The sequence below is a fragment of the Pseudomonas sp. W15Feb34 genome (assembly GCF_023127765.1).
Taxonomy (GTDB): Bacteria; Pseudomonadota; Gammaproteobacteria; order Pseudomonadales; family Pseudomonadaceae; genus Aquipseudomonas; species Aquipseudomonas synxantha_A.
Genome location: NZ_SPKN01000002.1, coordinates 26,379 through 48,563, shown reverse-complemented (window position 1 = coordinate 48,563; position 22,185 = coordinate 26,379). Strand labels below are relative to the sequence as shown.

The 22,185-nt window shown below is 59.8% G+C and carries 24 protein-coding genes; 10 read left to right on the top strand and 14 right to left on the bottom strand.

What is annotated here, in order from left to right:
* Nucleotides 1–493: 493 nt before the first annotated feature.
* The 4 genes from E4O97_RS00555 to E4O97_RS00540 form a co-directional block, all read right to left on the bottom strand.
* Nucleotides 494–2,413 carry a methyl-accepting chemotaxis protein gene (locus E4O97_RS00555; protein ID WP_032879524.1) on the bottom strand — a complete coding sequence of 640 codons (1,920 nt, stop codon included), beginning with the start codon at nt 2,411–2,413 and terminating at the stop codon, nt 494–496.
* A 166-nt stretch (nt 2,414–2,579) separates the two neighbouring features.
* On the bottom strand, nt 2,580–4,409 hold the full coding sequence (locus E4O97_RS00550; RefSeq protein WP_248160743.1) for a CocE/NonD family hydrolase: 1,830 nt from the start codon (nt 4,407–4,409) through the stop codon (nt 2,580–2,582).
* Between the two features lie 19 nt (nt 4,410–4,428).
* Entirely contained in the window at nt 4,429–5,856 is a 1,428-nt protein-coding gene (locus E4O97_RS00545; protein WP_032879527.1) for an AbgT family transporter, read from the bottom strand.
* A 107-nt stretch (nt 5,857–5,963) separates the two neighbouring features.
* The gene (locus E4O97_RS00540) at nt 5,964–6,860 is read right to left on the bottom strand and encodes a LysR family transcriptional regulator (protein WP_198845094.1); all 897 of its coding nucleotides are present in this window, start codon (nt 6,858–6,860) and stop codon (nt 5,964–5,966) included.
* A 210-nt stretch (nt 6,861–7,070) separates the two neighbouring features.
* On the opposite strand from E4O97_RS00540, the gene E4O97_RS00535 reads away from it, so the two are divergent.
* Nucleotides 7,071–8,267 carry an OprD family porin gene (locus E4O97_RS00535; RefSeq protein ID WP_216092196.1) on the top strand — a complete coding sequence of 399 codons (1,197 nt, stop codon included), beginning with the start codon at nt 7,071–7,073 and terminating at the stop codon, nt 8,265–8,267.
* Between the two features lie 104 nt (nt 8,268–8,371).
* Nucleotides 8,372–8,989, top strand: coding sequence for an FKBP-type peptidyl-prolyl cis-trans isomerase (locus E4O97_RS00530; RefSeq protein WP_014719893.1), 618 nt, complete (start codon nt 8,372–8,374; stop codon nt 8,987–8,989).
* A gap of 60 nt (nt 8,990–9,049) precedes the next feature.
* Here the strand turns inward: E4O97_RS00530 and E4O97_RS00525 are convergent, their stop codons facing one another.
* From E4O97_RS00525 to E4O97_RS00515, 3 genes are all read right to left on the bottom strand, one after another.
* Entirely contained in the window at nt 9,050–9,307 is a 258-nt protein-coding gene (locus tag E4O97_RS00525; RefSeq protein ID WP_005791321.1) for a hypothetical protein, read from the bottom strand.
* Between the two features lie 159 nt (nt 9,308–9,466).
* The gene (locus tag E4O97_RS00520; RefSeq protein WP_005791320.1) at nt 9,467–9,808 is read right to left on the bottom strand and encodes a zinc ribbon domain-containing protein YjdM; all 342 of its coding nucleotides are present in this window, start codon (nt 9,806–9,808) and stop codon (nt 9,467–9,469) included.
* Between the two features lie 181 nt (nt 9,809–9,989).
* Complete coding sequence (locus E4O97_RS00515; protein WP_005791318.1) at nt 9,990–10,958, bottom strand: polyprenyl synthetase family protein; 969 nt, start codon at nt 10,956–10,958, stop codon at nt 9,990–9,992.
* Nucleotides 10,959–11,197: 239 nt separating this feature from the next.
* Here E4O97_RS00515 and rplU point away from each other — a divergent pair, with 239 nt between their 5' ends.
* The 7 genes from rplU to E4O97_RS00480 all read left to right on the top strand — a co-directional run bounded on the left by rplU (nt 11,198) and on the right by E4O97_RS00480 (nt 16,836).
* Nucleotides 11,198–11,512, top strand: coding sequence for a 50S ribosomal protein L21 (rplU, locus tag E4O97_RS00510; protein WP_003176051.1), 315 nt, complete (start codon nt 11,198–11,200; stop codon nt 11,510–11,512).
* 34 nt (nt 11,513–11,546) lie between these two features.
* Nucleotides 11,547–11,804 (top strand): 50S ribosomal protein L27, encoded by a 258-nt coding sequence (gene rpmA / locus E4O97_RS00505; RefSeq protein ID WP_003176049.1) that lies wholly within the window; start codon nt 11,547–11,549, stop codon nt 11,802–11,804.
* A 192-nt stretch (nt 11,805–11,996) separates the two neighbouring features.
* A complete protein-coding gene (gene cgtA, locus E4O97_RS00500) occupies nt 11,997–13,220 on the top strand; it encodes an Obg family GTPase CgtA (protein ID WP_005791308.1) in 1,224 nt (407 codons plus the stop codon).
* 109 nt (nt 13,221–13,329) lie between these two features.
* A complete protein-coding gene (proB, locus tag E4O97_RS00495; RefSeq protein WP_005791305.1) occupies nt 13,330–14,448 on the top strand; it encodes a glutamate 5-kinase in 1,119 nt (372 codons plus the stop codon).
* 16 nt (nt 14,449–14,464) lie between these two features.
* Complete coding sequence (locus E4O97_RS00490) at nt 14,465–14,929, top strand: CreA family protein (RefSeq protein ID WP_032879534.1); 465 nt, start codon at nt 14,465–14,467, stop codon at nt 14,927–14,929.
* Between the two features lie 101 nt (nt 14,930–15,030).
* Nucleotides 15,031–15,513 carry a glutathione peroxidase gene (locus E4O97_RS00485; RefSeq protein ID WP_216092091.1) on the top strand — a complete coding sequence of 161 codons (483 nt, stop codon included), beginning with the start codon at nt 15,031–15,033 and terminating at the stop codon, nt 15,511–15,513.
* A 219-nt stretch (nt 15,514–15,732) separates the two neighbouring features.
* Nucleotides 15,733–16,836: an NADH:flavin oxidoreductase gene (locus tag E4O97_RS00480; protein WP_032879538.1), complete on the top strand. Its 1,104-nt coding sequence runs from the start codon at nt 15,733–15,735 to the stop codon at nt 16,834–16,836.
* A 49-nt stretch (nt 16,837–16,885) separates the two neighbouring features.
* Here the strand turns inward: E4O97_RS00480 and E4O97_RS00475 are convergent, their stop codons facing one another.
* The 4 genes from E4O97_RS00475 to cysZ form a co-directional block, all read right to left on the bottom strand.
* Complete coding sequence (locus tag E4O97_RS00475; protein ID WP_032879540.1) at nt 16,886–17,065, bottom strand: hypothetical protein; 180 nt, start codon at nt 17,063–17,065, stop codon at nt 16,886–16,888.
* A gap of 26 nt (nt 17,066–17,091) precedes the next feature.
* Nucleotides 17,092–17,553, bottom strand: coding sequence for a hypothetical protein (locus E4O97_RS00470; RefSeq protein WP_248160742.1), 462 nt, complete (start codon nt 17,551–17,553; stop codon nt 17,092–17,094).
* A gap of 234 nt (nt 17,554–17,787) precedes the next feature.
* Complete coding sequence (locus E4O97_RS00465) at nt 17,788–18,966, bottom strand: glycosyltransferase family 1 protein (protein ID WP_248160741.1); 1,179 nt, start codon at nt 18,964–18,966, stop codon at nt 17,788–17,790.
* 54 nt (nt 18,967–19,020) lie between these two features.
* Nucleotides 19,021–19,785 carry a sulfate transporter CysZ gene (gene cysZ / locus E4O97_RS00460; protein ID WP_078822280.1) on the bottom strand — a complete coding sequence of 255 codons (765 nt, stop codon included), beginning with the start codon at nt 19,783–19,785 and terminating at the stop codon, nt 19,021–19,023.
* A 294-nt stretch (nt 19,786–20,079) separates the two neighbouring features.
* Here cysZ and trxB point away from each other — a divergent pair, with 294 nt between their 5' ends.
* Nucleotides 20,080–21,042 carry a thioredoxin-disulfide reductase gene (trxB, locus tag E4O97_RS00455; RefSeq protein WP_003194076.1) on the top strand — a complete coding sequence of 321 codons (963 nt, stop codon included), beginning with the start codon at nt 20,080–20,082 and terminating at the stop codon, nt 21,040–21,042.
* A 123-nt stretch (nt 21,043–21,165) separates the two neighbouring features.
* Here trxB and E4O97_RS00450 read toward each other — a convergent pair whose 3' ends face one another.
* Genes E4O97_RS00450 through folX form a run of 3 tightly spaced genes read right to left on the bottom strand, consistent with a single transcriptional unit; the run spans nt 21,166 to nt 22,183 of the window.
* Entirely contained in the window at nt 21,166–21,507 is a 342-nt protein-coding gene (locus E4O97_RS00450; RefSeq protein ID WP_148852675.1) for a HopJ type III effector protein, read from the bottom strand.
* Entirely contained in the window at nt 21,500–21,796 is a 297-nt protein-coding gene (locus tag E4O97_RS00445; RefSeq protein ID WP_248130471.1) for a DUF1244 domain-containing protein, read from the bottom strand. The genes E4O97_RS00450 and E4O97_RS00445 overlap by 8 nt, the downstream gene beginning before the upstream one ends.
* A gap of 15 nt (nt 21,797–21,811) precedes the next feature.
* Nucleotides 21,812–22,183: a dihydroneopterin triphosphate 2'-epimerase gene (gene folX, locus E4O97_RS00440; RefSeq protein ID WP_032857710.1), complete on the bottom strand. Its 372-nt coding sequence runs from the start codon at nt 22,181–22,183 to the stop codon at nt 21,812–21,814.
* Nucleotides 22,184–22,185: the final 2 nt, after the last annotated feature.

The window sequence follows — 22,185 nt, the reverse complement described above, 5'->3', positions numbered from 1 at the left end:
CAACACCAGACGAACAAGAGTTTTTCACGGCAGCATTGATCTTTTGTGTTGTTTAACTTTGCAAAAAACAGCAACAGATTTTAAGGCTAGCTGGCCGTTGTTCGTTACACCTTGGAGCAGAGTGCTGAGCTAGTATCGCCCTCGTTCTGTGTTCGTCGTGAAGTAGGTTGGCTGGGTTCGCGCGCAAATTTTGGACCGCCCGCCACGGGCTAGTAATCCGTGCCGGATTCACGCGGGAGGACCATAAACCCAGCCGCCTCACAGGAGCACTGGTGTGCATCCAAAGGCCCACATGTTCCGGTAAGTGCGCTGGAGGTAAGGCCCAACTCACGGAGGGCCGAGTATGTCTAAGTTTGCACGACGTACATGGAACCTCGTAGTGAACTGCCTGCGTGCGTATCACGTATGGAAGTTCCTGCGGGACAGCTTCGATGACCGTTAAGGTCTGAGAGGTGGAGCCGCCTCGGTCTAGATCGAGGCGGCTTTTTGGTGTCTACACCCGGAAATGACTGACCATCTGCTGCAACTGGCTACCCAATCGAGCCAGTTCCACACTCGACTTGGCCGTCTCATCACTGGCAGTCGCGGTCTGCTCGGACACGTCCCGCACATTCACGATACTGCGGCTGATCTCTTCCGCTACGGCGCTCTGCTGCTCGGCGGCCGCGGCAATCTGCTGGTTCATCGACTGGATATTCGACACGGTGCGGGTGATGTTTTCCAAGGATACCCCGGCCTTGCGCGTCAGTTCGACGCTGCTGTCGGTGAGGCTGCGGCTGTTGTTCATCACGCTGGCGACTTGTTGGGTGCCGTTCTGCAAGCCGGCCACCAGGCCTTCGATTTCCTCGGTGGATTTCTGTGTACGCTGGGCCAGGCCGCGTACTTCGTCGGCGACCACGGCAAAGCCACGGCCGGCTTCACCGGCACGCGCGGCTTCAATGGCGGCGTTGAGGGCCAGCAGGTTGGTCTGTTCGGCCACGGCCTTGATCACGTCCATCACGCTGCCGATCTTGTTGCTCTCTTGTTGCAGGTGCGTCATGGCGTCGGTGGAGCGGGCGACTTCGGCCGCCAGGCGTTCGATCTGGGCGATAGCTTCGGCCACCACCTTGTCGCCTTCGCGGGCCTGGCCGTCGGCGTCGGAGGCGGCTTGGGACGCCTGCTCGGCATTGCGCGCAACTTCCTGCACGGTAGCGGTCATTTCATGCATGGCGGTGGCCACCTGATCGGTCTCGATCTTCTGGCTGTTCACACCGGCGCTGGTTTGCTCGGTCACGGCTGATAGCTCCTCAGCGGCGCTGGCGATCTGGGTCACGCCATCGCGGATGCCGCTGATCAACTCGCGCAGGGTCGTGCCCATGCGCTGGATGCCTTGTTGCAATACGCCCAGCTCATCACGACGGGTCACCTGGATGTTGTGGCTCAAGTCGCCTGAAGCGATGCGCTCCACCACCGCCAGGGTGTCCTGGATCGGGCGGGTGATCTGACGGGTGATGACCCAGGCGGCAATCACGCCGACCAGCAGTGCCAGCAAGGTGCTGATCAATTGCAGGCTGCGGGCCTGGGTACTTTCAGCGTCGCGACGTTCCAGTTGGATGTCGTATAGCTTGTCGCTGATCGTCACGATATCGGCGCCCTGGGTGGTCATTTCGGCGCGGGCGGTGACGATGTTGGCGTTGGCTGCCTTGTAGCTCTGCACGGCGCTGCGATAGGCACCGAGGGCGGCTTCCAGTGCGGACAATGCGTTTTGCTGGCCGGTACCGAACGCCGCGCTAAGGCCCTTCAAACCGCCGACGGCTTTTTCCAGTTGCGCAGCAGCGCGGGCTTCGGTTTCTGCGTTGGGGCTATTGGTATAGCCGCGCACTTCGTAGCGAGCTTGCTGGAACTCATTCTTGGCTTGGGTCACGGCCAGAAATTGCGTGAAGCGCTCCGGGCTATCGGGCGCCTGCTGCACACTGGTTTCCAGTGCATTGATTTGTGCGTTGGCGACATCGGCTTTGGCGCCCATGACGTCGCGCGCAGCGTTGCCATTGCGGTAGGCCTCGCGCATTTTGTTCAGGGACTGGCGGTAAGCAGTGATGACGGCTTTCTGGTCATTGAGCAGTTTGAGGTTTTCCGGGCTCTTGAAGCTGTCCAGCAATTTCTGTTGTTGAGCTGCGAAGGCATCCAGGCTGGTCTGCACATTCTGCGCCACGGCTTCGTCGCCATTGGCCAGCATGTATTGCAGGCGTACGATCCGCAGCTTGGTCAGCGAGGCGTTGAGCTGGGTGATGTCGCTCATCCAGTTGCTGCGGTCGATCAGGCCGCCCAGGCTGGTCCAGCCGGTGAGCGCCAGAATCGAGGTGAGGACCAGCACCAGGCCAAAGCCCAGGCCGAGTTTGAGATTGACGCTGATGTTACCGAACCAGCTGTTCATCGAAAGCTCCTTGAAGAGTGATGTCTGTCTGCTGGACGGTGTGTTGTTGTTTGAGCCAGCCAAGATGTGTAGGGCTGTATCGGCGGCAAAGGATGATTCTGAAGTACTTTTCTTGCGGGGTGACGAAGGGTCGCCATTACCGTGCAGCAATGGCGATCCGATGCGCTCAGGACTCCGCCGTGTTGGGCACCACGGTAAGCCTGAGGCAGGAGGCGGCGGCGTGGCTCAGGTGCACATTATTGTGGGCAACCCGAGGGTGGCTGGCCTGGCCTGAAGGCTCGCCGCTGTTGGGGTTGACGTCAAAGCGCGGGAAATTGCTGCTGGCGATGTCCAGGCGCAACCGATGGCCGCGCTTGAACAGGTTGCAGGTGGCGAAAGGCTCGATCAGCACTTGCACTCGCTCACCCGGCGTCAGGGCCGTCGGTTGTTCCCATGAGTTGCGATAACGACAGCGGCGGATGCCGTCGGTGATGTTCATCGCAAAGCCCTCGGGATAGTCGGCGCTGGGCGGGTACACGTCCACCAGCTTGGCGGTGAAGTCGGTGTCGGGTGCATCGCTGTCGATCCACAGCTCGATCTGCACGTCACCGGCGACGATCAGGTCGTCGTCGAGCGGCTCGGTCTGGAACACCAGCACGTCATCGCGCTGGGCCAGGGGACGGTTGTCCCCTTGGGTGCCGAAAAAATCGAGGCGCTCCCGTTGATCGAAGGCTCCGCCGACAAACACGGGGGCACCGGAGGTTAGCGCGCCGCCGATGGTCGGGACCGGGTGGGCCGGGTCGGCGCGGTAACTCAAGTGGGCGTCAGCCTCGACAGGTGCCGTGTGGCTCAACTGCCTGTGTGCATTCAGATAGAGGGTCAGTGTTTGGCTGCCGGGCAGCGGCCATTGCGTGGTGTGCAGCCAGCGGCCGCCATGGTGCAGGCGTCCGTTTTCGTCGCGGTTACCGCTGCCGCCCCCCATCAGAAACACCTGTACGCTGGCCGTTGTGGTTCGCGGCGACGGCTTGAGGGATTGCTCGAACCAGGCCAGTCGGCAACTGAGCCAATCCTGATCGACCTGGCCGTCAAAGGCGGCTTGCGGGCCGAATTCCACATCGCCGCTGTGGCTGATATTACGGTCGCCGTGCAGCCACGGGCCCATCACCAGTCGTTGGCTGGCCGTACCTTGGAGTGTGAAGGCGCGGTAATTGGCCAGGGTCGAACTGACGTAGGCGTCGTACCAACTGGACATGAACAGCACCGGGATATCGGGCAGTTGTGCGTAGTGACCTTCGGCATAGAGGCCAGACTTTTGCCAATACTCACCGAAGGTGCCCTGAGCCCATTGCTCCAACACATAGGCTTCGTATTCCGGCACATGGCGCAGGGGCGATTGCCCGGGTTGCCATGGCATACGCGTGAACCACTGATAAATATCTTCCTGTTCCAGCGCTTCACGAACCAACGGGTCGGCCAGGGCAGCAGGGCTTTCCTTGGCCTGGCGAAAGGCCCAGGTGGCCTGCTTGAGTTCGAAGGCGCCGCCCTGGCGAATCCCGCAATGGTAGGCGTTGGCGAAGCCGCCGCTGTCGAGCACCATGCTGCTCAGGCCCGGCGGGTGCAGGCAAGCCATCGCCAGTTGTGTGTGGGCAGCATAAGACAAGCCCATACTGCCGATCTTGCCGTTGCACCAGGGCTGTTGGATGATCCAGGCCAGGGTGTCGAAACCGTCTTCGCCCTCGGCGGTGTATTTGGTGAATGTGCCTTCGGAGGCGTAGCGTCCACGGCAGTCCTGGAAAATTGCGACAAAGCCTTGCTCGGTAAACCGTGCGGCCATTTGCTCACGGGAGATGTGTTGGCCGTCGAGCTGTTTTTCCGAGCGGGAGGGTTTGCTCTTGTCGTAGGGCGTGCGCTCGATCACCACCGGAAACGGCCCATTGCTGTCCTCCGGCACATAGATGTCAGTGGCCAGGTGGATGCCGTCACGCATCCGGATCATTTGGTTGTGCAAAATATGCATGGGGAGAACACTCATCGATTCAGTACCCGCTCGTTACCGCAATGGCCAGCAACACCATCGCCAGCACGGCGTAGATCAGGAACAGCGGCAGGATGTAGCGCGCCCATTGGCCCCAACCGACATTGGCGGTGGCCAACAGCACCAGCAGACCGCTGGACGTGGGGGTGATCATGTTGGTCAGGCCATTGCCCATCAGAAATGCGAACACCGTGGTCTGCGGGCTGACGCCGGACAACTGACCCAAGGGCCCGAAGATCGGCATGGTTACCGCCGCCTGGCCGGAGGTGGATGGGATCAGCACATCCAGCCCCAGTTGTGCGAAGAACATGCCGTAGGCCGACACGATCGGACCATGGTCGCCCACCAGGTTGGCCAGGCTGTTGACGATGGTGTCCAGGACCTGGCCGGTACTGAGGATGATCTCCACGGCGGTAGCCAGACCGATCAGCACGCCGGCGATCAGCACCTTCTTCATTCCATCGACAAAAGCACTGGCGGCAACGCTGGCGCCGAGCCCGGCGATCACGCTGAAGGCCAGCGTCAGCAGCAGGTAGAACGCCGACAGCTCGTGGTATTTCCAGCCCCAGCGGTTGGAGGCGTAGACCAGGAAAGCGATGCCCGTCAGCAGTACGATCAGGTTGATCAGATGGCGCAGGGGCAACGGCGTACTTTCGAAAGTGATCTGCGCCGTGGCATCGTAACCGTGCTTGCGAATACTCCACAGCACGAAGGCAATGCCCACCAGCAGGAAGCTGCAGTAGGCGAGCACACGCATGCTCAGGCCACTGAAGATCGGCAGCCCGACCATCGGCTGGGCCACGGACAGCGCCACTGGATTGGATATCGAGGCCAGGTAGCCGATCTTGACTGAGATCGTGACGATGGCCAGCCCGATCAGGTTCGACAGCCCCAGCCGATTAGCCATGGCAACCATCAACGGCACGATGAGAATAAATTCCTTGGCCAGCCCCATGAAGGTACTGCCGGCGGAAAACACCAGCATCAGGCACGGCACCAGCACATAGATATTGCCCCGTGTCAGACCCAGCATGCGCTCCAGCCCGGCGTCGATCACCCCGGCCTTGTTCAGCACGCCGAACATGCCACCGATGAACAGCACCATGAAAATCAGTGCCGCACGCTTCTCGATGCCCTGGGGAATCGCCATGAAGCCTTCCACCAGGGACACCGGGCGAGCCACGGTGTCGCCGGCTTTGCGTGGTTCCAGTGCGAACAGTTGGCTCAGGGAGTCGTGTTTTTCCAGCACCTGGTAAGAGCCCGGGATCACCAGGCCATTCTGGCGCTGGAACGTGCCCGAGTTCACGGCGTAGGTAAACGCCACTGCGAGCAGGACGATACTCAGCAGGATGATGGCGGGATTGATCTGCTTGCGTTGCGTGGTATTTCCCACCGCTGCTTGGGTGGGGATGCTCTGGGATTCGCTCATGCTAGTGGCCCCGGCTTGCGCCGTTATTGTTATAGGGGTGACACGTGTGGGGCGGACACTAGGGCAAAGTTTTCGCGGCGACAACGTTATGCGTGGGTTGGGTTGGGCTATGCGTTTTGTGCGGACAGACGCTGCTTGAGATGCTCGGCAAACGCGTTCACCAGCTGCGACCTGGGCTCATTGGCGCGAAACGCCAGGCCGAATGCGTAGGGCAGCGCCGGGCGAAACGGGCGGGTGACGATGGGCAAGTGCCGGAAGTGGCTGGCCAGCAGACCATTGACGATCGACACCCCCAGCCCCTCGGCAACGAAGCTGCACGCAGCCCCGACCGAGTGCACCTCGACCCGCACCTGCGGCGTGAGGTTGGCGGCACGAAACACCTGGTTCAGCTCGGCCCGCAATGCCCGTTGCCGGCCGAGCATCACCAACGGCACATCGCGCAGATGCTGCACTTCGATGCAGGCGTGACGGGTCAGCGGATGGTCGGCGGGCATCACGCAGACGCCTTCGGTTTGCAGCACCGGCTCGACATCGAAGTCAGGTATTTCCGTGGGCAGGCGTACAAAGCCCAGGTCGGCGGAACGGTCCAGCACCGCACGCTCGATCGTGTCGTAAGAACCGGTCAGCAGTTCCACGACAATGTCGTCATGCTCCTTGAGAAACTGCGCCACGATGCGCGGCAACAGCTCCTGGGTCATGCTGGTGGGCACCCCGACCTTGAGCAGGCTCTTGCGTGAGCGGCCCACGCGCATTTCGTCGGCCAGGCGCTGGATTCGTTGCATGCCATCCACCAGTCCGGCGACTTCGGCGAGCAGTTCCTCGGCTTCGGGCGTCGCCATCAGGCGGCCCTTCTTGCGCAGGAACAAGGCAAAACCCAAGTGCTCTTCCAACTGGCTCAGCAGGCGGCTGACCGCCGATTGCGACAGGCCCATGCGCGTTGCTGCGCCGATGGTCGAGCCGGTGGCCATGATCGCTTTGAAGGCTTCGAGTTGCTTGAGGTTCACCGTGTTTTTCCTGTCGGTTGGGAAGGGCGGCCGGTACTTCACGCATAGCCTGATGCGCTTCTCGCATAACGTTGTGGGGCTGTCGACGAGCCGTTAGTGTCCGCTCCAACGCGACATGCCGTCCAGCCTGCCGCGCGGTGCAACTGCCCATAAAAAACACAACACGGCATTGAGGAATGGTTTATGCGTGAGTTTTTCACGAAAGGGGGAATGGTCTCGGCGGGGCTGCTGGCGAGCCTGTCACCGACATTGATGGCCCAGGGTTTCTGGGAGGATTCCCACGGCCGATTGACCTTGCGCAACTTCTACTTCAACGACGGTTATCGCGACGGTGGTGAAGACCGCAAGGAATGGGCTCAGGGTTTTCTGCTTAATCTTCAGTCTGGTTATACCGAGGGCACCGTGGGTTTTGGCCTGGATGCCCTGGGGCTGGCGGGCCTGCGTCTCGACTCCAGCCCGACGCACGCCGGGACGGGCTTGTTACCTGTGCACGACGATGGTCATGCGGCCAGTGAGTTTTCCAGCCTGGGCGTCACGGCCAAGATGCGCTGGGGCGATGCAGTGGTGAAAACCGGCACGTTGCTGCCGAAAATCCCGGTGCTGGTGCACAACGATGGCCGCTTGTTACCGCAGACCTTCCAGGGCACACAAGTGGAATACAGTGGTATTCGTGACCTGTACCTGCACGCTGGGCACCTGGACAAATTCAAGTTGCGTAACTCCACTGACAGTGTGGATATTTATCCCCAGGGCTACAGCGGAAAAAAGGGTAGTGATTTCGATTTTGCCGGCGCTAGCTACGCGTTTACGCCGAAGCTCAGCGGCACCTGGTACTACGGTGAAATGCGCCAATTCTATCGCCAGCAATTCTTTGGCCTGGTGCATAAGCAGCCGTTGGGCAGCGGCACACTGACCAGCGACTTGCGCTACTTCATTAGTAACGAAGCGGGTGAGGCGCGTAACGGCGAGGTCGACAGTGACATGTTCAGCGGTCTGTTCACTTACCGCCTGGGCCCGCAGGCGCTGGGTGTTGGTTATCAGAAAGTCAGCGGCGACACAGCGTTGCCGTATGCCAGCGTGTCGACGGTGTATTCCTTCAGTAACGCCGGTGTTGGCAAGTTCATCCAGTCTGGTGAGCAGACATGGATGCTGCGCTACGACTATGACTTGACGGCGGTACTGCCGGGCTTGAGTTTCATGACCCGCTACTACAAAGGGCAAAACGGCGAGTTCAAAGGGCGCGAGGCGCGTGAGTGGGAGTCCGACACGAATCTGCGCTATGTGGTCCAGGACAGCACGTTCAAAGGACTGGGCGTGGAGTTGCGCAAGGCCACTTACCGCTCGACTTATGCCAGTGATCGGGACAACTACCGGGTGTACCTGACCTACGACCTGGCGCTCTGGTAGCCGGGGAGGGGGCTGATCATGGGCTGCTCTTGTGTGCTAGTCTGCGGGCCCTTTTAGTTCTGGGCAGCGCGGGAAACCATGTTGTCCTACAGCGGAGCCTCTTCATGTCCGAAGTTAATCTGTCCACCGACGAAACCCGCGTCAGCTACGGTATCGGCCGTCAGTTGGGCGACCAACTGCGCGACAACCCGCCGCCGGGCGTGAGCCTGGACGCAATCCTGGCCGGCCTGACCGACGCATTTGCAGGCCAGCCGAGCCGTGTTGACCAGGAGCAAATGGCTGCCAGCTTCAAAGTGATCCGCGAGATCATGCAAGCCGAAGCCGCTGCCAAGGCTGAAGCCGCCGCGGGTGCCGGCCTGGCTTTCCTGGCTGAAAACGCCAAGCGTGATGGCATCACCACCCTGGCTTCCGGCCTGCAATTTGAAGTGCTGACTGCCGGCACCGGCGCCAAGCCGACCCGTGAAGATCAAGTGCGTACCCACTACCACGGCACCTTGATCGACGGCACTGTGTTCGACAGCTCCTACGAGCGCGGCCAGCCTGCAGAATTCCCGGTTGGCGGCGTGATCGCCGGCTGGACCGAGGCCCTGCAACTGATGAATGCCGGCAGCAAATGGCGTCTGTACGTGCCGAGCGAACTGGCTTACGGCGCTCAAGGCGTTGGCAGCATCCCGCCGCACAGCGTTCTGGTATTCGACGTCGAGCTGCTCGACGTTCTGTAAGACCTGCTGGTTACCTGTTGGGACGAACGCGTTCGCCCCAACAGGCATTTGCCAGTTTCTTCATGGATGGAACTTGCCATTCAAGTCGGTCGCCGGGCGCAATGCTCGGGCATAGCAGAACAGAAACAAATTCCTCACCACTTCTTTCAGTACTCCAGGCTCACTGGAACTCAGGCCATTGACGTCCAGGTCACCCTGGTCCTGTAGTTCGTTCAGTGCTTCTTCCTCAAGCACCGCACAGACTTCGCCGGTTTCCCGATGCAGGATTCGCAGGTAAGGGTGGGGGCGATCCAGCCAGGCATCTATCAAATAAGTCATGGTCGTTCTCCTTGATGAGTTTCAATGAGAATAATTCTTATTCGTAGAATAGCAAGTATCTATTGGCGGTTTCCGGGTTTTTTTGTGTGGATATTGTTTTCGATCAATCAGGAGGGCGAAACGCCATCCCGCGGCGGGCGCGGGATGGATGCAGCAGCTTCAGACCTTGCGCACGAACTCGGACTTGAGTTTCATCGGGCCGATACCGTCGATCTTGCAGTCGATATCGTGGTCTCCGTCGCACAGGCGGATGTTCTTGACCTTGGTGCCGACCTTGACCACCAGTGAGGTGCCCTTGACCTTGAGGTCCTTGATCACGGTGATGGTGTCGCCGTCCTGCAGGACGTTGCCCACAGAGTCTTTCTTCACGGTCTCATCGCCGGCCACTTCGGCCTCGCCATTGGCGGACCACTCATGGGCGCATTCCGGGCAGACCAGTTGGGTGCCGTCTTCGTAGGTGTATTCGGAATTGCATTTCGGGCAGGGTGGCAACGTGCTCACTAAAGCTCCTTGAGATTCAGGGATGACTAAAAGTCGCACATTATATAGGGTTTTGCGGCGAGAGCGGGGAGGTCAGTGGTGAATGCGATCTAAATGTGGGAGCTGGCTTGCCTGCGATAGCGATGGTGAGTTCACTACCGTCATCGCAGGCAAGCCAGCTCCCACATTAATCAACGCGGAATCAGTGAGTACGGGCCACAGCGAACTCACTCAGTTCCACCAATGCATCCCGGTATTCACTGGCCGGCAAGGCTTCCAGGCACTGGATCGCCCGCGCCACGTAGTCACGCGCCAGTTGCGCGGTGTACTCCAGGGAACCGGAGGCTTCGACGGCGGCACGGATGGCCTCCAGGTCTTCGATCCCGCCTTTCTGGATGGCCTTGCGCACCAGGGCGGCCTGTTCCGGCGTGCCTTCGCGCATGGTGTAGATCAGCGGCAAGGTTGGCTTGCCCTCGGCCAGGTCGTCACCGACGTTCTTGCCCAGGGTCTCGGCATCGCCCTTGTAGTCGAGCAGGTCATCCACCAGTTGGAACGCCACGCCCAGGTGATCGCCAAAGGTACGCAGGGCTTCGGCCTGTTCGGCGGTGGCGCCACACAGCGCGGCAGCGCTGTGGGTGGACGCTTCGAAGAGCATCGCGGTTTTGCCGCGAATCACTTCCATATAGGTTTCTTCGGTGGTGCTGGCGTCGCGGACCTTGGACAGCTGCAACACTTCGCCTTCGGCGATGATGCGCGTGGCCTGTGAAAGAATCTTCATCACCGGCATCGAGCCCAGTTCGACCATCATTTCGAACGAGCGCGAGTACAGGAAGTCGCCCACCAACACGCTGGGTGCGTTGCCCCACATGGCATTGGCGGTCTCGCGGCCACGCCGCATACCGGACATGTCGACCACGTCATCATGCAGCAGGGTGGCGGTGTGCAGGAACTCGATGGTCGCGGCCAGCAAGCGCAGGTCATCGCCTTCGCGGCCCAGCGCCTTGCCACACAGCAGTACTAATAAAGGACGCAGGCGTTTACCGCCCGCCGACGTAATATAGTCGCCAATTTTGGAGACCAGCGGCACTTTAGACGTCAGCTGCTGCTTGATGATGCCGTCGACGGCGCTAAAATCGTCCGCGACCGCGCGGTAGAAAGCTTGGGGTTGCATCAGCGACAGTCGCTCCAGAAGGGTTGCGCGGCATGCTAGGACCCTGACCCCCGGGTGTCAAGGCGCGATAGACGGCCCCTTGCAAGCCTCCCATAGCTTGCGTACAATCGCGCACCCTGAACTTCCTGGGCAGCACCTGCCTTACGCAATTGCATTCGGGACGTCCATCCCATGCAGCCATGCCAGCCAATACCTCTTCTTATAAAGCGCTGGGTGAGCAGGATTATCGGAGAAATACCATGTCGTACGCAGTAATTGTTACTGGTGGCAAGCAATACAAAGTCGCCCCAGGTGAATACCTGAAGATCGAAAAACTGGAAATCGCTACTGGCGAATCCGTTACTTTTGATCGCGTTCTGTTGGTCGCCAATGGCGATGACGTGAACATCGGCGCTCCAGTTGTTGCTGGCGCTACCGTTGTGGCTGAAGTGATCTCCCAAGGTCGTCACGATAAAGTCCGCATCATCAAGTTCCGTCGTCGTAAGCACCACATGAAGCGTATGGGCCACCGCCAGTGGTACACCGAGATCAAAATCACCGGTATTCAGGCTTAATTTCAGCCTAATTCCTCACTAGGAGAATTGACTCATGGCACACAAAAAAGCTGGTGGTAGTACCCGTAACGGTCGCGACTCAGAAGCCAAACGCCTTGGCGTGAAGATGTATGGCGGCCAGAAAATCATTCCGGGCAACATCATCGTGCGTCAGCGCGGCACCCAATTCCACGCCGGTTACGGTGTTGGCATGGGTAAAGATCACACCCTCTTCGCTAAAATCGAAGGCGTGATCAAGTTCGAAGTAAAGGGCGCGTTCAACCGCCGTTACGTGAGCGTTGTCGCAGCTTAATTGCGAGATCGCTGGAAAAGCCCTGTCTTGCGACGGGGCTTTTTCGTTTGTGGAGTGAGTCTCTTGCAAAGCTGTTTGTGATGAGCTCAGGCGCAAGTTTGCGGTCGCTGATTGAGGTCGCTGCGCTCATTTTTGCAAGAGTCTTATGTCTTGGTTTCTTAAGCTCGTCCATGCGGCGAGAGGCGTTTTGTTATGAAGTTCGTTGATGAAGTTTCCATCCGAGTAAAAGCAGGCGACGGCGGTAACGGTTGCATGAGTTTCCGTCGCGAAAAATTCATCGAAAACGGTGGTCCGAACGGCGGTGACGGCGGTGACGGTGGCTCCATCTACATGATGGCCGACGAAAACCTCAACACCCTGGTCGACTACCGTTACACCCGGCACTTCGATGCCGAGCGTGGCTCCAACGGCGGCAGCACCGACTGCACCGGCAAAAAAGGTGAAGACCTGGTACTGCGCGTACCGGTCGGCACCACGATCATCGATTCCGCGACACAGGAAGTGATTGGCGACCTGACCAAGGCCGGCCAGAAACTGATGGTTGTGCAGGGCGGCTGGCACGGCCTGGGTAACACCCGATTCAAGTCCAGTACCAACCGTGCGCCGCGCCAGACCACGCCGGGCAAGCCGGGCGAACAGCGTGACCTGAAGCTGGAAATGAAAGTACTCGCCGACGTGGGCCTGTTGGGCCTGCCGAACGCCGGCAAAAGTACCTTCATCCGCTCGGTATCGGCCGCCAAGCCGAAGGTCGCCGACTACCCGTTCACCACCCTGGTGCCAAACCTGGGCGTGGTCAGCGTCGACCGCTGGAAGAGCTTCGTGGTTGCCGACATTCCTGGCCTGATCGAAGGGGCTTCCGACGGTGCTGGTCTGGGCATTCGCTTCCTCAAGCACTTGTCCCGCACCCGTTTGCTGCTGCACCTCGTCGACATGGCGCCGCTGGATGACACCAGCGCTGCGGATGCCGCCGAAGTGATCGTCAGCGAGCTGACCAAGTTCAGCCCGGCCCTGGCCGAGCGTGATCGCTGGCTGGTCCTGAACAAGTGCGACCAGATCCTTGAGGAAGAGCACGAAGAGCGCGTCAAGGAAATCGTCGATCGCCTGGAATGGGAAGGCCCGGTCTATGTGATCTCGGCCATTGCCAAAGAAGGCACCGAACGCCTGACCCGCGACATCATGCGTTACCTGGAAGACCGAGCCGACCGCCTGGCGGCCGACCCGGTATTCAAGGCCGAGCTTGCCGAGCTTGACCAGCAGATCGAAGACGAAGCCCGTGCCCAGTTGCAGGCTCTGGACGACCAGCGTGCCCTGCGCCGCAGCGGCGTGAAGTCGGTCCATGACATCGGCGACGATGATTGGGACGAAGAAGACGTGGATGATGAAGACGGTCCGGAAATCATTTACGTGCGCGATTGATTCGTTGCGATAAACTTGAACGCCGCTCCCTGGAGCGGCGTTTTGGTATCCGGGTATAACGTTATGGGCGGCGCTGGGTCGCGCGGCCCTCACTCTAAGGTTGAAGATGATGCGGAGCAAAGTGACAGGTGCGCAGCGCTGGGTCGTGAAGATCGGCAGTGCGTTGCTGACGGCCGATGGCAAGGGGCTGGATCGCGCAGCCATGAGCGTCTGGGTCGAGCAGATGGTGGCCTTGCATGAGGCCGGTGTCGAGTTGGTGCTGGTGTCGTCCGGGGCGGTTGCCGCCGGGATGAGCCGCCTCGGCTGGACCGCGCGACCCAGCGCGATGCACGAACTGCAAGCCGCCGCGGCCATCGGCCAGATGGGCCTGGTGCAAGCCTGGGAGTCCAGCTTTGCCGAGCACGGCCGCCACACGGCGCAGATCCTGCTGACCCACGACGACCTGTCCGACCGCAAGCGCTACCTCAATGCCCGCAGCACCTTGCGCGCCTTGGTGGAGCTCAAGGTCATCCCGGTCATCAATGAAAACGACACCGTGGTCACAGACGAAATCCGTTTCGGCGACAACGACACCCTGGCTGCGCTGGTGGCCAACCTGGTGGAAGCCGACCTGTTGGTGATCCTCACCGACCGCGACGGCATGTTCGACGCCGACCCGCGCAACAACCCCGATGCCCAGTTGATCTACGAAGCCCGCGCCGATGACCCCGCACTGGATGCGGTCGCCGGCAGTGTCGGCGGTGCCCTGGGCCGTGGCGGTATGCAGACCAAACTGCGCGCCGCTCGCCTGGCTGCGCGTTCCGGTGCCCATACCATCATCGTTGGTGGGCGCCTGGAGCGTGTGCTGGATCGCCTCAAGGCCGGTGAGCGCATCGGTACGCTGCTATCACCGGAACGCGGCATGCTGGCGGCGCGCAAGCAGTGGCTGGCCGGGCATCTGCAAACCCGTGGCACCCTGGTGCTGGACGAGGGCGCGGTCTCGGCGTTGTCCCAAGGCAACAAGAGCTTGCTGCCGGTGGGCGTCAAGCTGGTGCAGGGCAGCTTCCGCCGTGGCGAAATGGTGGTTTGCGTCGCGCCGGACGGTCGTGAGATTGCCCGTGGCCTGGCCAACTACAGCGCCCTTGAGGCGCAGAAGATTATTGGACAATCGTCTGACGCTATTGTCGGACTCTTGGGCTATATGGCGGAACCGGAACTGGTGCACCGCGATAACCTCATCCTGGTTTAAACGAAAGGAATACCCGATGCGTGTAATGAAGGGATTACTCGGCCTGTTATTGCTCATGCCACTGCTGGCCTCGGCGGAAGAAATCGCCCAGGTCTCGACGGTGTTCAAGTTTGTCGGCCCTAACGACCGGATTGTGGTCGAAGCGTTTGACGACCCCAAGGTTGACGGCGTGACCTGCTACCTGTCGCGTGCCAAGACCGGCGGCGTCAAAGGCGGCCTGGGCCTGGCCGAAGACCGCGCTGAGGCCTCGATTGCCTGCCGCCAGGTTGGCCCGATCCATTTCAAGGGCGAACTCAAGGACGGGGACGAAGTCTTCAAGGAACGCACCTCCCTGGTGTTCAAGACCATGCAGGTGGTGCGTTTCCTCGACAAGAAGCGCAATACCCTGGTGTATCTGGTCTACAGCGACCGCCTGATCGAAGGCAGCCCGCAGAACGCGGTGACGGCGATTCCGATTCTGCCCTGGCCGACCGCTCAGTAACCTGCAGGCGAGTTTTGTCACCGGCGTCTATGATTGCAGACTCGCCGGTTGTAAGCTCCGAGAGCTGCAATGCAAAGAATATGGGATATCTGGAGTTCGTCATGAGTGCTTTCCACGATCTGAAACTCAAAGCCCTGGACGGACAAGAGCTACCGCTGGCGCCCTTCAAGGGCCAGGTTGTGCTGGTGGTCAATGTGGCGTCCAAATGTGGTTTGACCCCGCAATACGCAGCGTTGGAAAACCTCTACCAGCAATACAAAGACCAGGGATTCACGGTGCTCGGCTTGCCGTGCAATCAGTTTGCAGGCCAGGAGCCGGGGACCGAACAAGAGATCCGCGAGTTCTGCAGCCTGAACTACGGGGTGAGTTTTCCCCTGGGCAGCAAGCTCGAGGTCAACGGCCCGGATCGTCATCAGCTGTACCGCTTGCTGGCAGGTGAGGGCGCCGAGTTTCCAGGGGACATCACCTGGAACTTCGAGAAATTCCTGTTGGGTAAAGATGGCCGGGTACTCGCGCGCTTCTCGCCGCGTACGTCCCCGGACGACCCGACTATCATGCAGGCCATCGAAAAAGCCCTGAGCTGAAACACACCCACTGTAGGAGCGAGCTTGCTCGCGAAGATCGCCAACGATAACGCGTTGATCCTGACTTAACGCGTGTTCCCGGATTCTTCGCGAACAAGCTCGCTCCTACAGGTATTCGGCTACTTCTACCCCTTTAATCACCCAGATCAATAGTGCTACTAAGCACTGCACACTCGCCATATTATCCGCGTCATAAATCCCGTCCTGGTGGAGTGCTCCATGCCTGTCCAAGCCTTGTTCAAACCCTTCCAACTCGGTGGACTGCAACTGTCGACCCGCGTGGTCATGGCGCCCATGACCCGTTCGTTCTCTCCGGGTGGTGTACCCAACTCCAAGGTCATCGAGTACTACCGTCGTCGTGCGGCGGCCGGTGTGGGCCTGATCATCACTGAAGGTACCGTGGTCGATCACCGGGCGTCCAACGGCTACCCCAACGTCCCGCATTTCTACGGTGAGGCCGCGCTGGCCGGCTGGAAGAAAGTGGTCGACGCGGTACACGCCGAAGGCGGCAAGATTGTCCCGCAGTTGTGGCATGTGGGTAGCGTGCGCCGTATTGGCACCGAGCCTGATGCCAGCGTGCCTGCTTATGGCCCGATGGAAAAGCTCAAGGACGGCAACGTGGTTGTGCACGGTATGACGCAACAGGACATCAGGGACGTGATCAACGCCTTCGCCCAAGCTGCCAGTGACGCCCAGGCGATCGGCATGGACGGTGTAGAAATCCATGGCGCCCACGGTTACCTGGTGGATCAATTCTTCTGGGAGGGCAGCAACCAGCGCACCGACGAATACGGTGGCAGCCTGGCCAACCGTTCGCGCTTTGCCATTGAGCTGATCGAGGCCACCCGTGCTGCTGTAGGGCCGAATTTTCCGATCATCCTGCGTTTCTCGCAGTGGAAGCAGCAGGACTACACCGCACGCCTGGTGCAAACCCCTGAGGCGCTGGGTGAGTTCCTCAAGCCATTGGCTGAGGCCGGCGTAGATATTTTCCACTGCTCCACTCGCCGTTTCTGGGAGCCGGAGTTTGAAGGCTCCGACCTCAACCTTGCTGGCTGGACGCGTCAGCTCACGGGTAAGCCGACTATCACCGTGGGCAGTGTTGGCCTGGATGGCGAGTTCCTGCAATTTATGGTCAACACCGACAAGGTCGCGCAACCTGCCAGCCTCGAAAAGCTGCTGGAGCGCCTGAATAACGATGAGTTCGACCTGGTGGCCGTAGGGCGTGCGCTGCTGGTGGACCCGGATTGGGCCGTGAAGGTGCGCGAAGGGCGCGAAGGGGACATCTTGCCCTTCAGTCGCGACGCGTTGACCACTCTGGTGTAAACGGCTGGACTCCCTGTGAGCGTCACAGGGAGTTTCTTCTCTTTAGCGATTAATACTCTGGTCGCTTATTCAACTCTTTACTGTGATCAGTCTTGAGCGTGTCTTTATGGCCAGGCTGGCCGTAGATTGGCGGTTCAGCACGGGCTTGATCCAGCCATTGTTGCTGCTGGGTCCATTGCGCGGTTGGCATGTTGACACCATTGCGTACACCCATTCCATAAATTGACATGTTCCGTATCTCCTGGGGTTGGCTGATCAATAGGGGCGTACTGGCTGCGTCAGGGTTTGGTCGTATGTCGGTTGCTGTGGACGATGCGAGCCGTATTCGGGGCGTGTGGGCTGATGTGGACGATGCCAGCCGTAATCGGGTTGTGAGGGTTGCTGCGGACGATGCCAGCCATAATCGGGTTGTGTGGGGTGCTGCGGACGATGCCAGCCATAATCGGGTTGTGAGGGTTGCTGCGGACGATGCCAGCCATAGTCGGGTTGTGTGGGTTGCTGCGGACGATGCCAGCCATAGTCGGGACGTGTAGGTTGCTGCGGGCGATGCGAGCCGTAGTCGGGACGTGGGGGTTGCTGCGGGCGATGCCAGCCGTAGTCGGGACGTGGGGGTTGCTGCGGGCGGTACCAGCCATTGTCGGGCCCCGTAGGCCTCTGGCTGAAGATATCGGTAGTCGGGTACCGTGGAACCATGGATTCGTTTATCAGTGTCGACATAGTTATCTCTTAAGTTTCCATCATGAATGCCTGCCTCTTGGGTGCGATCTGTAAAAGACACCCCTGATAAGACAGGTGTCATGTGGGTGGTGATAAATCCTGCGGCGTTCCAGAAATATCCTGTGTGGGGGCGCTTATTCAGGCGCTCTGGCGCGAAAAAGCCTAACGCCTGGGCCATTACTCGGGGGCTCGTCTGTCAGGCAGGTGAAGTGACTTACAGTCATTGCTGAGTCTTCAGCCTGCGTGCGGCTGTGTTGGGACGATAAAATGTTCCCCACACACACCTCGTAACTGCTGCTCGAACTGTTCGACAATCGCTGGCCAGCCCTGGCGGCTCGCGTGTTGACGCGCATTGAGGCGCATACGGCGTAAACTTTCCGCGTCCTCCAGCAGCCAATTGGCGGCGTCGCAAAACGCATTTTCGTCACCCGGCATCGCCAGCACCCCGTTGTAGCCGTGACGAATATGCTGTGTGGCGGCAGCCTGGTCGTAGGCCACCACCCCCAACCCTGACGCCATGGCCTCCAGTACCACATTGCCAAAGGTTTCGGTCAGGCTGGGGAACAGGAACACATCGCCGGACGCGTAATGACGAGCCAGTTCTTCACCGCGCAAGGCACCGCAGAAAATTGCTTCGGGAAGGTCCTTTTCCAGCATTGCTCGTTGTGGTCCATCACCGACGATGATCAGTTTCATCTGACGCATGGGGTATCTGTTCTGCAAGGTCTCGAAACAGCGCTTGAGCAGGCCCAGGTTCTTTTCCTGGGCCAGCCGCCCTACATGCAGCACTGCGATTTGCTCATTATTCAATGCCCAGCTTTCCCGCAGAGCGCTGTCGCGTTTGGCGGGGTGGAACAATTGGCTGTCGACGCCTCTGGCCAACATCCCCAGGCGCTCAAAATGCCGACGCTCCAGTTCCAGGCGCTGACTGGCGCTTGGTACCAGGGTCAGGCTCGATCGGTTGTGAAACCAGCGCAGGTAATGGGTGACCATGCGACTGAGCAGGCTCAAGCCGTACTGGTTCGAATACTGCTGGAAGTTGGTATGAAAGCCGCTGACAACACTGATTCCCAAACGCCGCGCCGCACGCAGAGCGGATAAACCCAACGGCCCTTCGGTGGCGATATACAACACGTCCGGGCGCTGGCGGCTCCAGCGTCTGAGCAGTTTGCGCATCGACGATTGGCCCCATTGCAGCCCTGGGTAACCGGGTAATGGCCAGCCGCGGCACAGCAGCAGTTGATCGTCACTCGGTCGGCTCTGATCAGCGCCCTGGCGTGGACGCACCAGTTCGACCTGATGACCACGCGAGCGCAAACCCTCGCACAGGCGGCCAAGGGTATTGGCCACGCCGTTGATTTCCGGCGGGAAGGTTTCGGTAATGAGGGTGATGTGAAGCGAGGCTGTCGTCATGACCCACAGTGTCACCGCGGGCCATGTCGCCATTGTGTCTGAGTGATGATGGATTTATGACGGGGTCACGGCCTGCTGCGTCATCGCCTCGGCACCTTGCTCACGCACCCAGAACAACGTCGCCCCGGCGACTGCCGCCGGCATCATCAGCAGGTTGACCACCGGCACCAGCAGCACCAGATAGACAACACCGCCGAAGCTCATGCTCTGCCAGCGCTTCTGGCGCAGCCAGGCGAGCATCTCGTTCCAGCCCAGTTTGTGGTTGTCGGCCGGGTAGTCGATGTACTGGATTGCCATCATCCATACGCCAAAGAGCAACCACAGCGGCGCAGCGATCAGGTTGACCACTGGAATGAACGACAAGATAAACAGTCCGATAGCTCGTGGCAGGAAGTAGCCCAGCTTGCGCATTTCCCGGGCCAGGGTACGCGGCACCATGGCGATCAACTCACCCCAACTGAACGCCGGAAAGTCATCGGTGCCGCGCACCACCACTTCAACCTTCTCCGAGAGAAAGCCGTTGAACGGCGCTGCGATGATATTGGCGAGCATGGTGAAGGTGAAAAACACCATCAGCACCACCAACACCACAAACAATGGCCACAACAGGTAATTCAGAAAACTCAGCCAACTGGGCAGCGTCGGCATCAGATGGTCGACCCACAGGCTGAACTGATGGCCGGCGAAATAGATCAAGCCGACGAACAGCACCAGGTTGATCGCCAGCGGCAGCAGCACAAACAAGCGCAAGCCAGGGCTCAACACCAGTTTGAGGCCTTCACGCAGGTATTGCGGACCGGAAAGAGCGGGGGCGGGCATGGTGAACTCCGAGCAGGATGACGAACGCGCCGACCTTACCGGCTTTGTATCGTGGGCGAAAGCGGCGACATCATCAGTAACATTAGGGGGAGCAATGGCGTCGATTAATCGGGCCGACTGCATAGAGACCACCTATGAGCTGGATTGTTATTCCGTATTTCCTTAATCTTGCCCCCCTCGATACGCTGCACCCATTATTTTCAGGGCCTGCGAGTTCAAGCCTTCCCCAAGTGCTTCGTGGTCCCTTTTTTATTCCAGCCGCCTTGTAGTCCGGGCGGTCGATAGGAGCGAGTCATGTCTGATACCCGCCATTCGCGAGTGATTATTCTCGGTTCCGGCCCTGCCGGTTACAGCGCTGCCGTCTATGCTGCCCGGGCCAACCTCAAGCCGCTGCTGATCACCGGCATGCAGGCGGGCGGTCAGTTGACCACCACCACCGAAGTCGACAACTGGCCGGGCGATGTCCACGGACTGACCGGCCCGGTGCTGATGGAGCGTATGAAAGAGCACGCCGAGCGCTTTGAAACCGAGATCGTGTTTGATCACATCAACAAGGTCGACTTCTCCAAGAAGCCTTACAGCCTGACCGGCGACAGTGGCGTCTACACTTGTGACGCCCTGATCATCGCCACCGGTGCCAGTGCTCGTTACCTGGGCCTGCCATCGGAAGAAGCGTTCATGGGCAAGGGGGTTTCGGCCTGCGCTACCTGCGACGGTTTCTTCTACCGCAACAAGCCGGTCGCTGTGGTCGGTGGTGGTAACACTGCTGTGGAGGAGGCGCTGTACCTGGCCAACATCGCCAGCACTGTGACCCTGGTTCACCGTCGCGAGACCTTCCGCGCCGAGAAGATCCTGATCGACAAGCTGCATGCCCGTGTGGCAGAAGGCAAGATCATCCTCAAGCTCAACGCCACCCTGGATGAAGTCCTGGGCGACAACATGGGCGTGACCGGTGCGCGCCTGAAGAACAACGATGGCAGCTTCGACGAATTGAAAGTAGATGGCGTGTTCATTGCCATCGGCCATACTCCGAACACTTCGTTGTTCGAGGGCGTGCTGGAAGCCAAAGACGGTTACCTGGTGGTGCAGGGCGGCCGTGAAGGCAATGCGACTGCGACCAACATCGAAGGTATCTTTGCTGCCGGTGACGTGGCTGACCATGTCTACCGCCAGGCCATCACCTCGGCCGGCGCCGGTTGCATGGCGGCCCTGGATGCCGAGCGCTACCTCGATGGTTTGAAGGACGCTTCGTTCTAAACAACGCTGCAAAAAAATGTGGGAGGGGGCTTGCTCCCGATAGCGGTGTGTCAGCCAACTAATACTTGGCTGAAACCTGCTATCGGGAGCAAGCCCCCTCCCACATTTGGATATGTATTTGACTCAGGATTTGCGAGCCAGGGGCTGCGCGGCAAATTTTACCCCATCCAACCCATGGGCAATCAACGCCCGAATATTGCCATGGTCACTGCCCTCAGGCGTCGCCACCACCGACCGGTAATGCTCGCCAAACGCCAGCAACGCTTCCTGATCGCTCAAGCCTTCCAGTAAGGCCAGACCCAGGGTCTTGCACGACCCTTCGTTTTGTCCGGCTGCGTTTTCCACATCGCCATTGGTGAACGCTTGTGGCTGGTAGTCGTAACCGTCGGCGATAAAGGCCAGGGTGTCGGCAAAGACGTGTTCGCCACTGTTGAGGCTGGCGCGCAGGGTGTTCAGATCAGTCATGGGGTTTTCCTTTGGCGAACGCGGCCTGTTGGTCGGCGTTGGCTTCTTGCTGGTATTGGGCTTTCCACTTGGCGTACGGCATGCCGTACACCACTTCACGGGCGTCATCGAGGCTGACCTCGATCTGGCGCTCATCGGCCTCGGCCTTGTACCACTTGGACAGGCAGTTGCGGCAGAAGCCGGCCAGGTTCATCAGGTCGATGTTCTGTACATCCTTTCGGCTGTCCAGGTGGGCCACCAGCCGGCGAAAGGCGGCGGCTTCGAGTTCGAGGCGTTGTTGGTCGTTCATAGGGCTCACTTAGTATCAGCGGCTGGCGGCTAGAGTGATCGAAACCGACTCGGCAAAGCGCAGCGCGTGGGGCTTGTCGACTTCCACCTCGGCGTACAACACCGATTCGTTGCTCATCACCAGGTCCAGCAATTCCTGGGTCAGGCGCTCCAGCAGGGCGAAGCGGTTGCCTTCCACATGGGCGATGATCGCCTTGGTGATGGTGCGGTAGTTCAAGGCGTGGTCGATATCGTTGTCGCGCACGGCGTCCTGGGCGGCATACAGGATGGTCAGGTTGATCAGCACATCCTGCTTGTTGAGGATTTCGTCCTCGTTGATGCCAATAAAAGTGCGCAGGCACAGGTCTTTGACCCGGATACGCGCCATGCCTGGTTGAAGTTGTGGCATTG

What these genes read in the sequence shown, in the direction of transcription:
- E4O97_RS00545 (WP_032879527.1), bottom strand. Translation starts at nt 5,856, where the DNA reads ATGAGCGAATCCCAGAGCATCCCCACCCAAGCAGCGGTGGGAAATACC.
- E4O97_RS00465 (WP_248160741.1), bottom strand. Translation starts at nt 18,966, where the DNA reads ATGACGACAGCCTCGCTTCACATCACCCTCATTACCGAAACCTTCCCG.
- E4O97_RS00485 (WP_216092091.1), top strand. Translation starts at nt 15,031, where the DNA reads ATGAGTGCTTTCCACGATCTGAAACTCAAAGCCCTGGACGGACAAGAG.
- trxB (WP_003194076.1), top strand. Translation starts at nt 20,080, where the DNA reads ATGTCTGATACCCGCCATTCGCGAGTGATTATTCTCGGTTCCGGCCCT.
- E4O97_RS00480 (WP_032879538.1), top strand. Translation starts at nt 15,733, where the DNA reads ATGCCTGTCCAAGCCTTGTTCAAACCCTTCCAACTCGGTGGACTGCAA.
- E4O97_RS00470 (WP_248160742.1), bottom strand. Translation starts at nt 17,553, where the DNA reads ATGTCGACACTGATAAACGAATCCATGGTTCCACGGTACCCGACTACC.
- E4O97_RS00530 (WP_014719893.1), top strand. Translation starts at nt 8,372, where the DNA reads ATGTCCGAAGTTAATCTGTCCACCGACGAAACCCGCGTCAGCTACGGT.
- rplU (WP_003176051.1), top strand. Translation starts at nt 11,198, where the DNA reads ATGTCGTACGCAGTAATTGTTACTGGTGGCAAGCAATACAAAGTCGCC.
- E4O97_RS00515 (WP_005791318.1), bottom strand. Translation starts at nt 10,958, where the DNA reads ATGCAACCCCAAGCTTTCTACCGCGCGGTCGCGGACGATTTTAGCGCC.
- E4O97_RS00475 (WP_032879540.1), bottom strand. Translation starts at nt 17,065, where the DNA reads ATGTCAATTTATGGAATGGGTGTACGCAATGGTGTCAACATGCCAACC.
- cysZ (WP_078822280.1), bottom strand. Translation starts at nt 19,785, where the DNA reads ATGCCCGCCCCCGCTCTTTCCGGTCCGCAATACCTGCGTGAAGGCCTC.
- proB (WP_005791305.1), top strand. Translation starts at nt 13,330, where the DNA reads ATGCGGAGCAAAGTGACAGGTGCGCAGCGCTGGGTCGTGAAGATCGGC.
- rpmA (WP_003176049.1), top strand. Translation starts at nt 11,547, where the DNA reads ATGGCACACAAAAAAGCTGGTGGTAGTACCCGTAACGGTCGCGACTCA.
- E4O97_RS00555 (WP_032879524.1), bottom strand. Translation starts at nt 2,413, where the DNA reads ATGAACAGCTGGTTCGGTAACATCAGCGTCAATCTCAAACTCGGCCTG.
- cgtA (WP_005791308.1), top strand. Translation starts at nt 11,997, where the DNA reads ATGAAGTTCGTTGATGAAGTTTCCATCCGAGTAAAAGCAGGCGACGGC.
- E4O97_RS00490 (WP_032879534.1), top strand. Translation starts at nt 14,465, where the DNA reads ATGCGTGTAATGAAGGGATTACTCGGCCTGTTATTGCTCATGCCACTG.
- folX (WP_032857710.1), bottom strand. Translation starts at nt 22,183, where the DNA reads ATGCCACAACTTCAACCAGGCATGGCGCGTATCCGGGTCAAAGACCTG.
- E4O97_RS00445 (WP_248130471.1), bottom strand. Translation starts at nt 21,796, where the DNA reads ATGAACGACCAACAACGCCTCGAACTCGAAGCCGCCGCCTTTCGCCGG.
- E4O97_RS00525 (WP_005791321.1), bottom strand. Translation starts at nt 9,307, where the DNA reads ATGACTTATTTGATAGATGCCTGGCTGGATCGCCCCCACCCTTACCTG.
- E4O97_RS00450 (WP_148852675.1), bottom strand. Translation starts at nt 21,507, where the DNA reads ATGACTGATCTGAACACCCTGCGCGCCAGCCTCAACAGTGGCGAACAC.
- E4O97_RS00550 (WP_248160743.1), bottom strand. Translation starts at nt 4,409, where the DNA reads ATGCATATTTTGCACAACCAAATGATCCGGATGCGTGACGGCATCCAC.
- E4O97_RS00535 (WP_216092196.1), top strand. Translation starts at nt 7,071, where the DNA reads ATGGTCTCGGCGGGGCTGCTGGCGAGCCTGTCACCGACATTGATGGCC.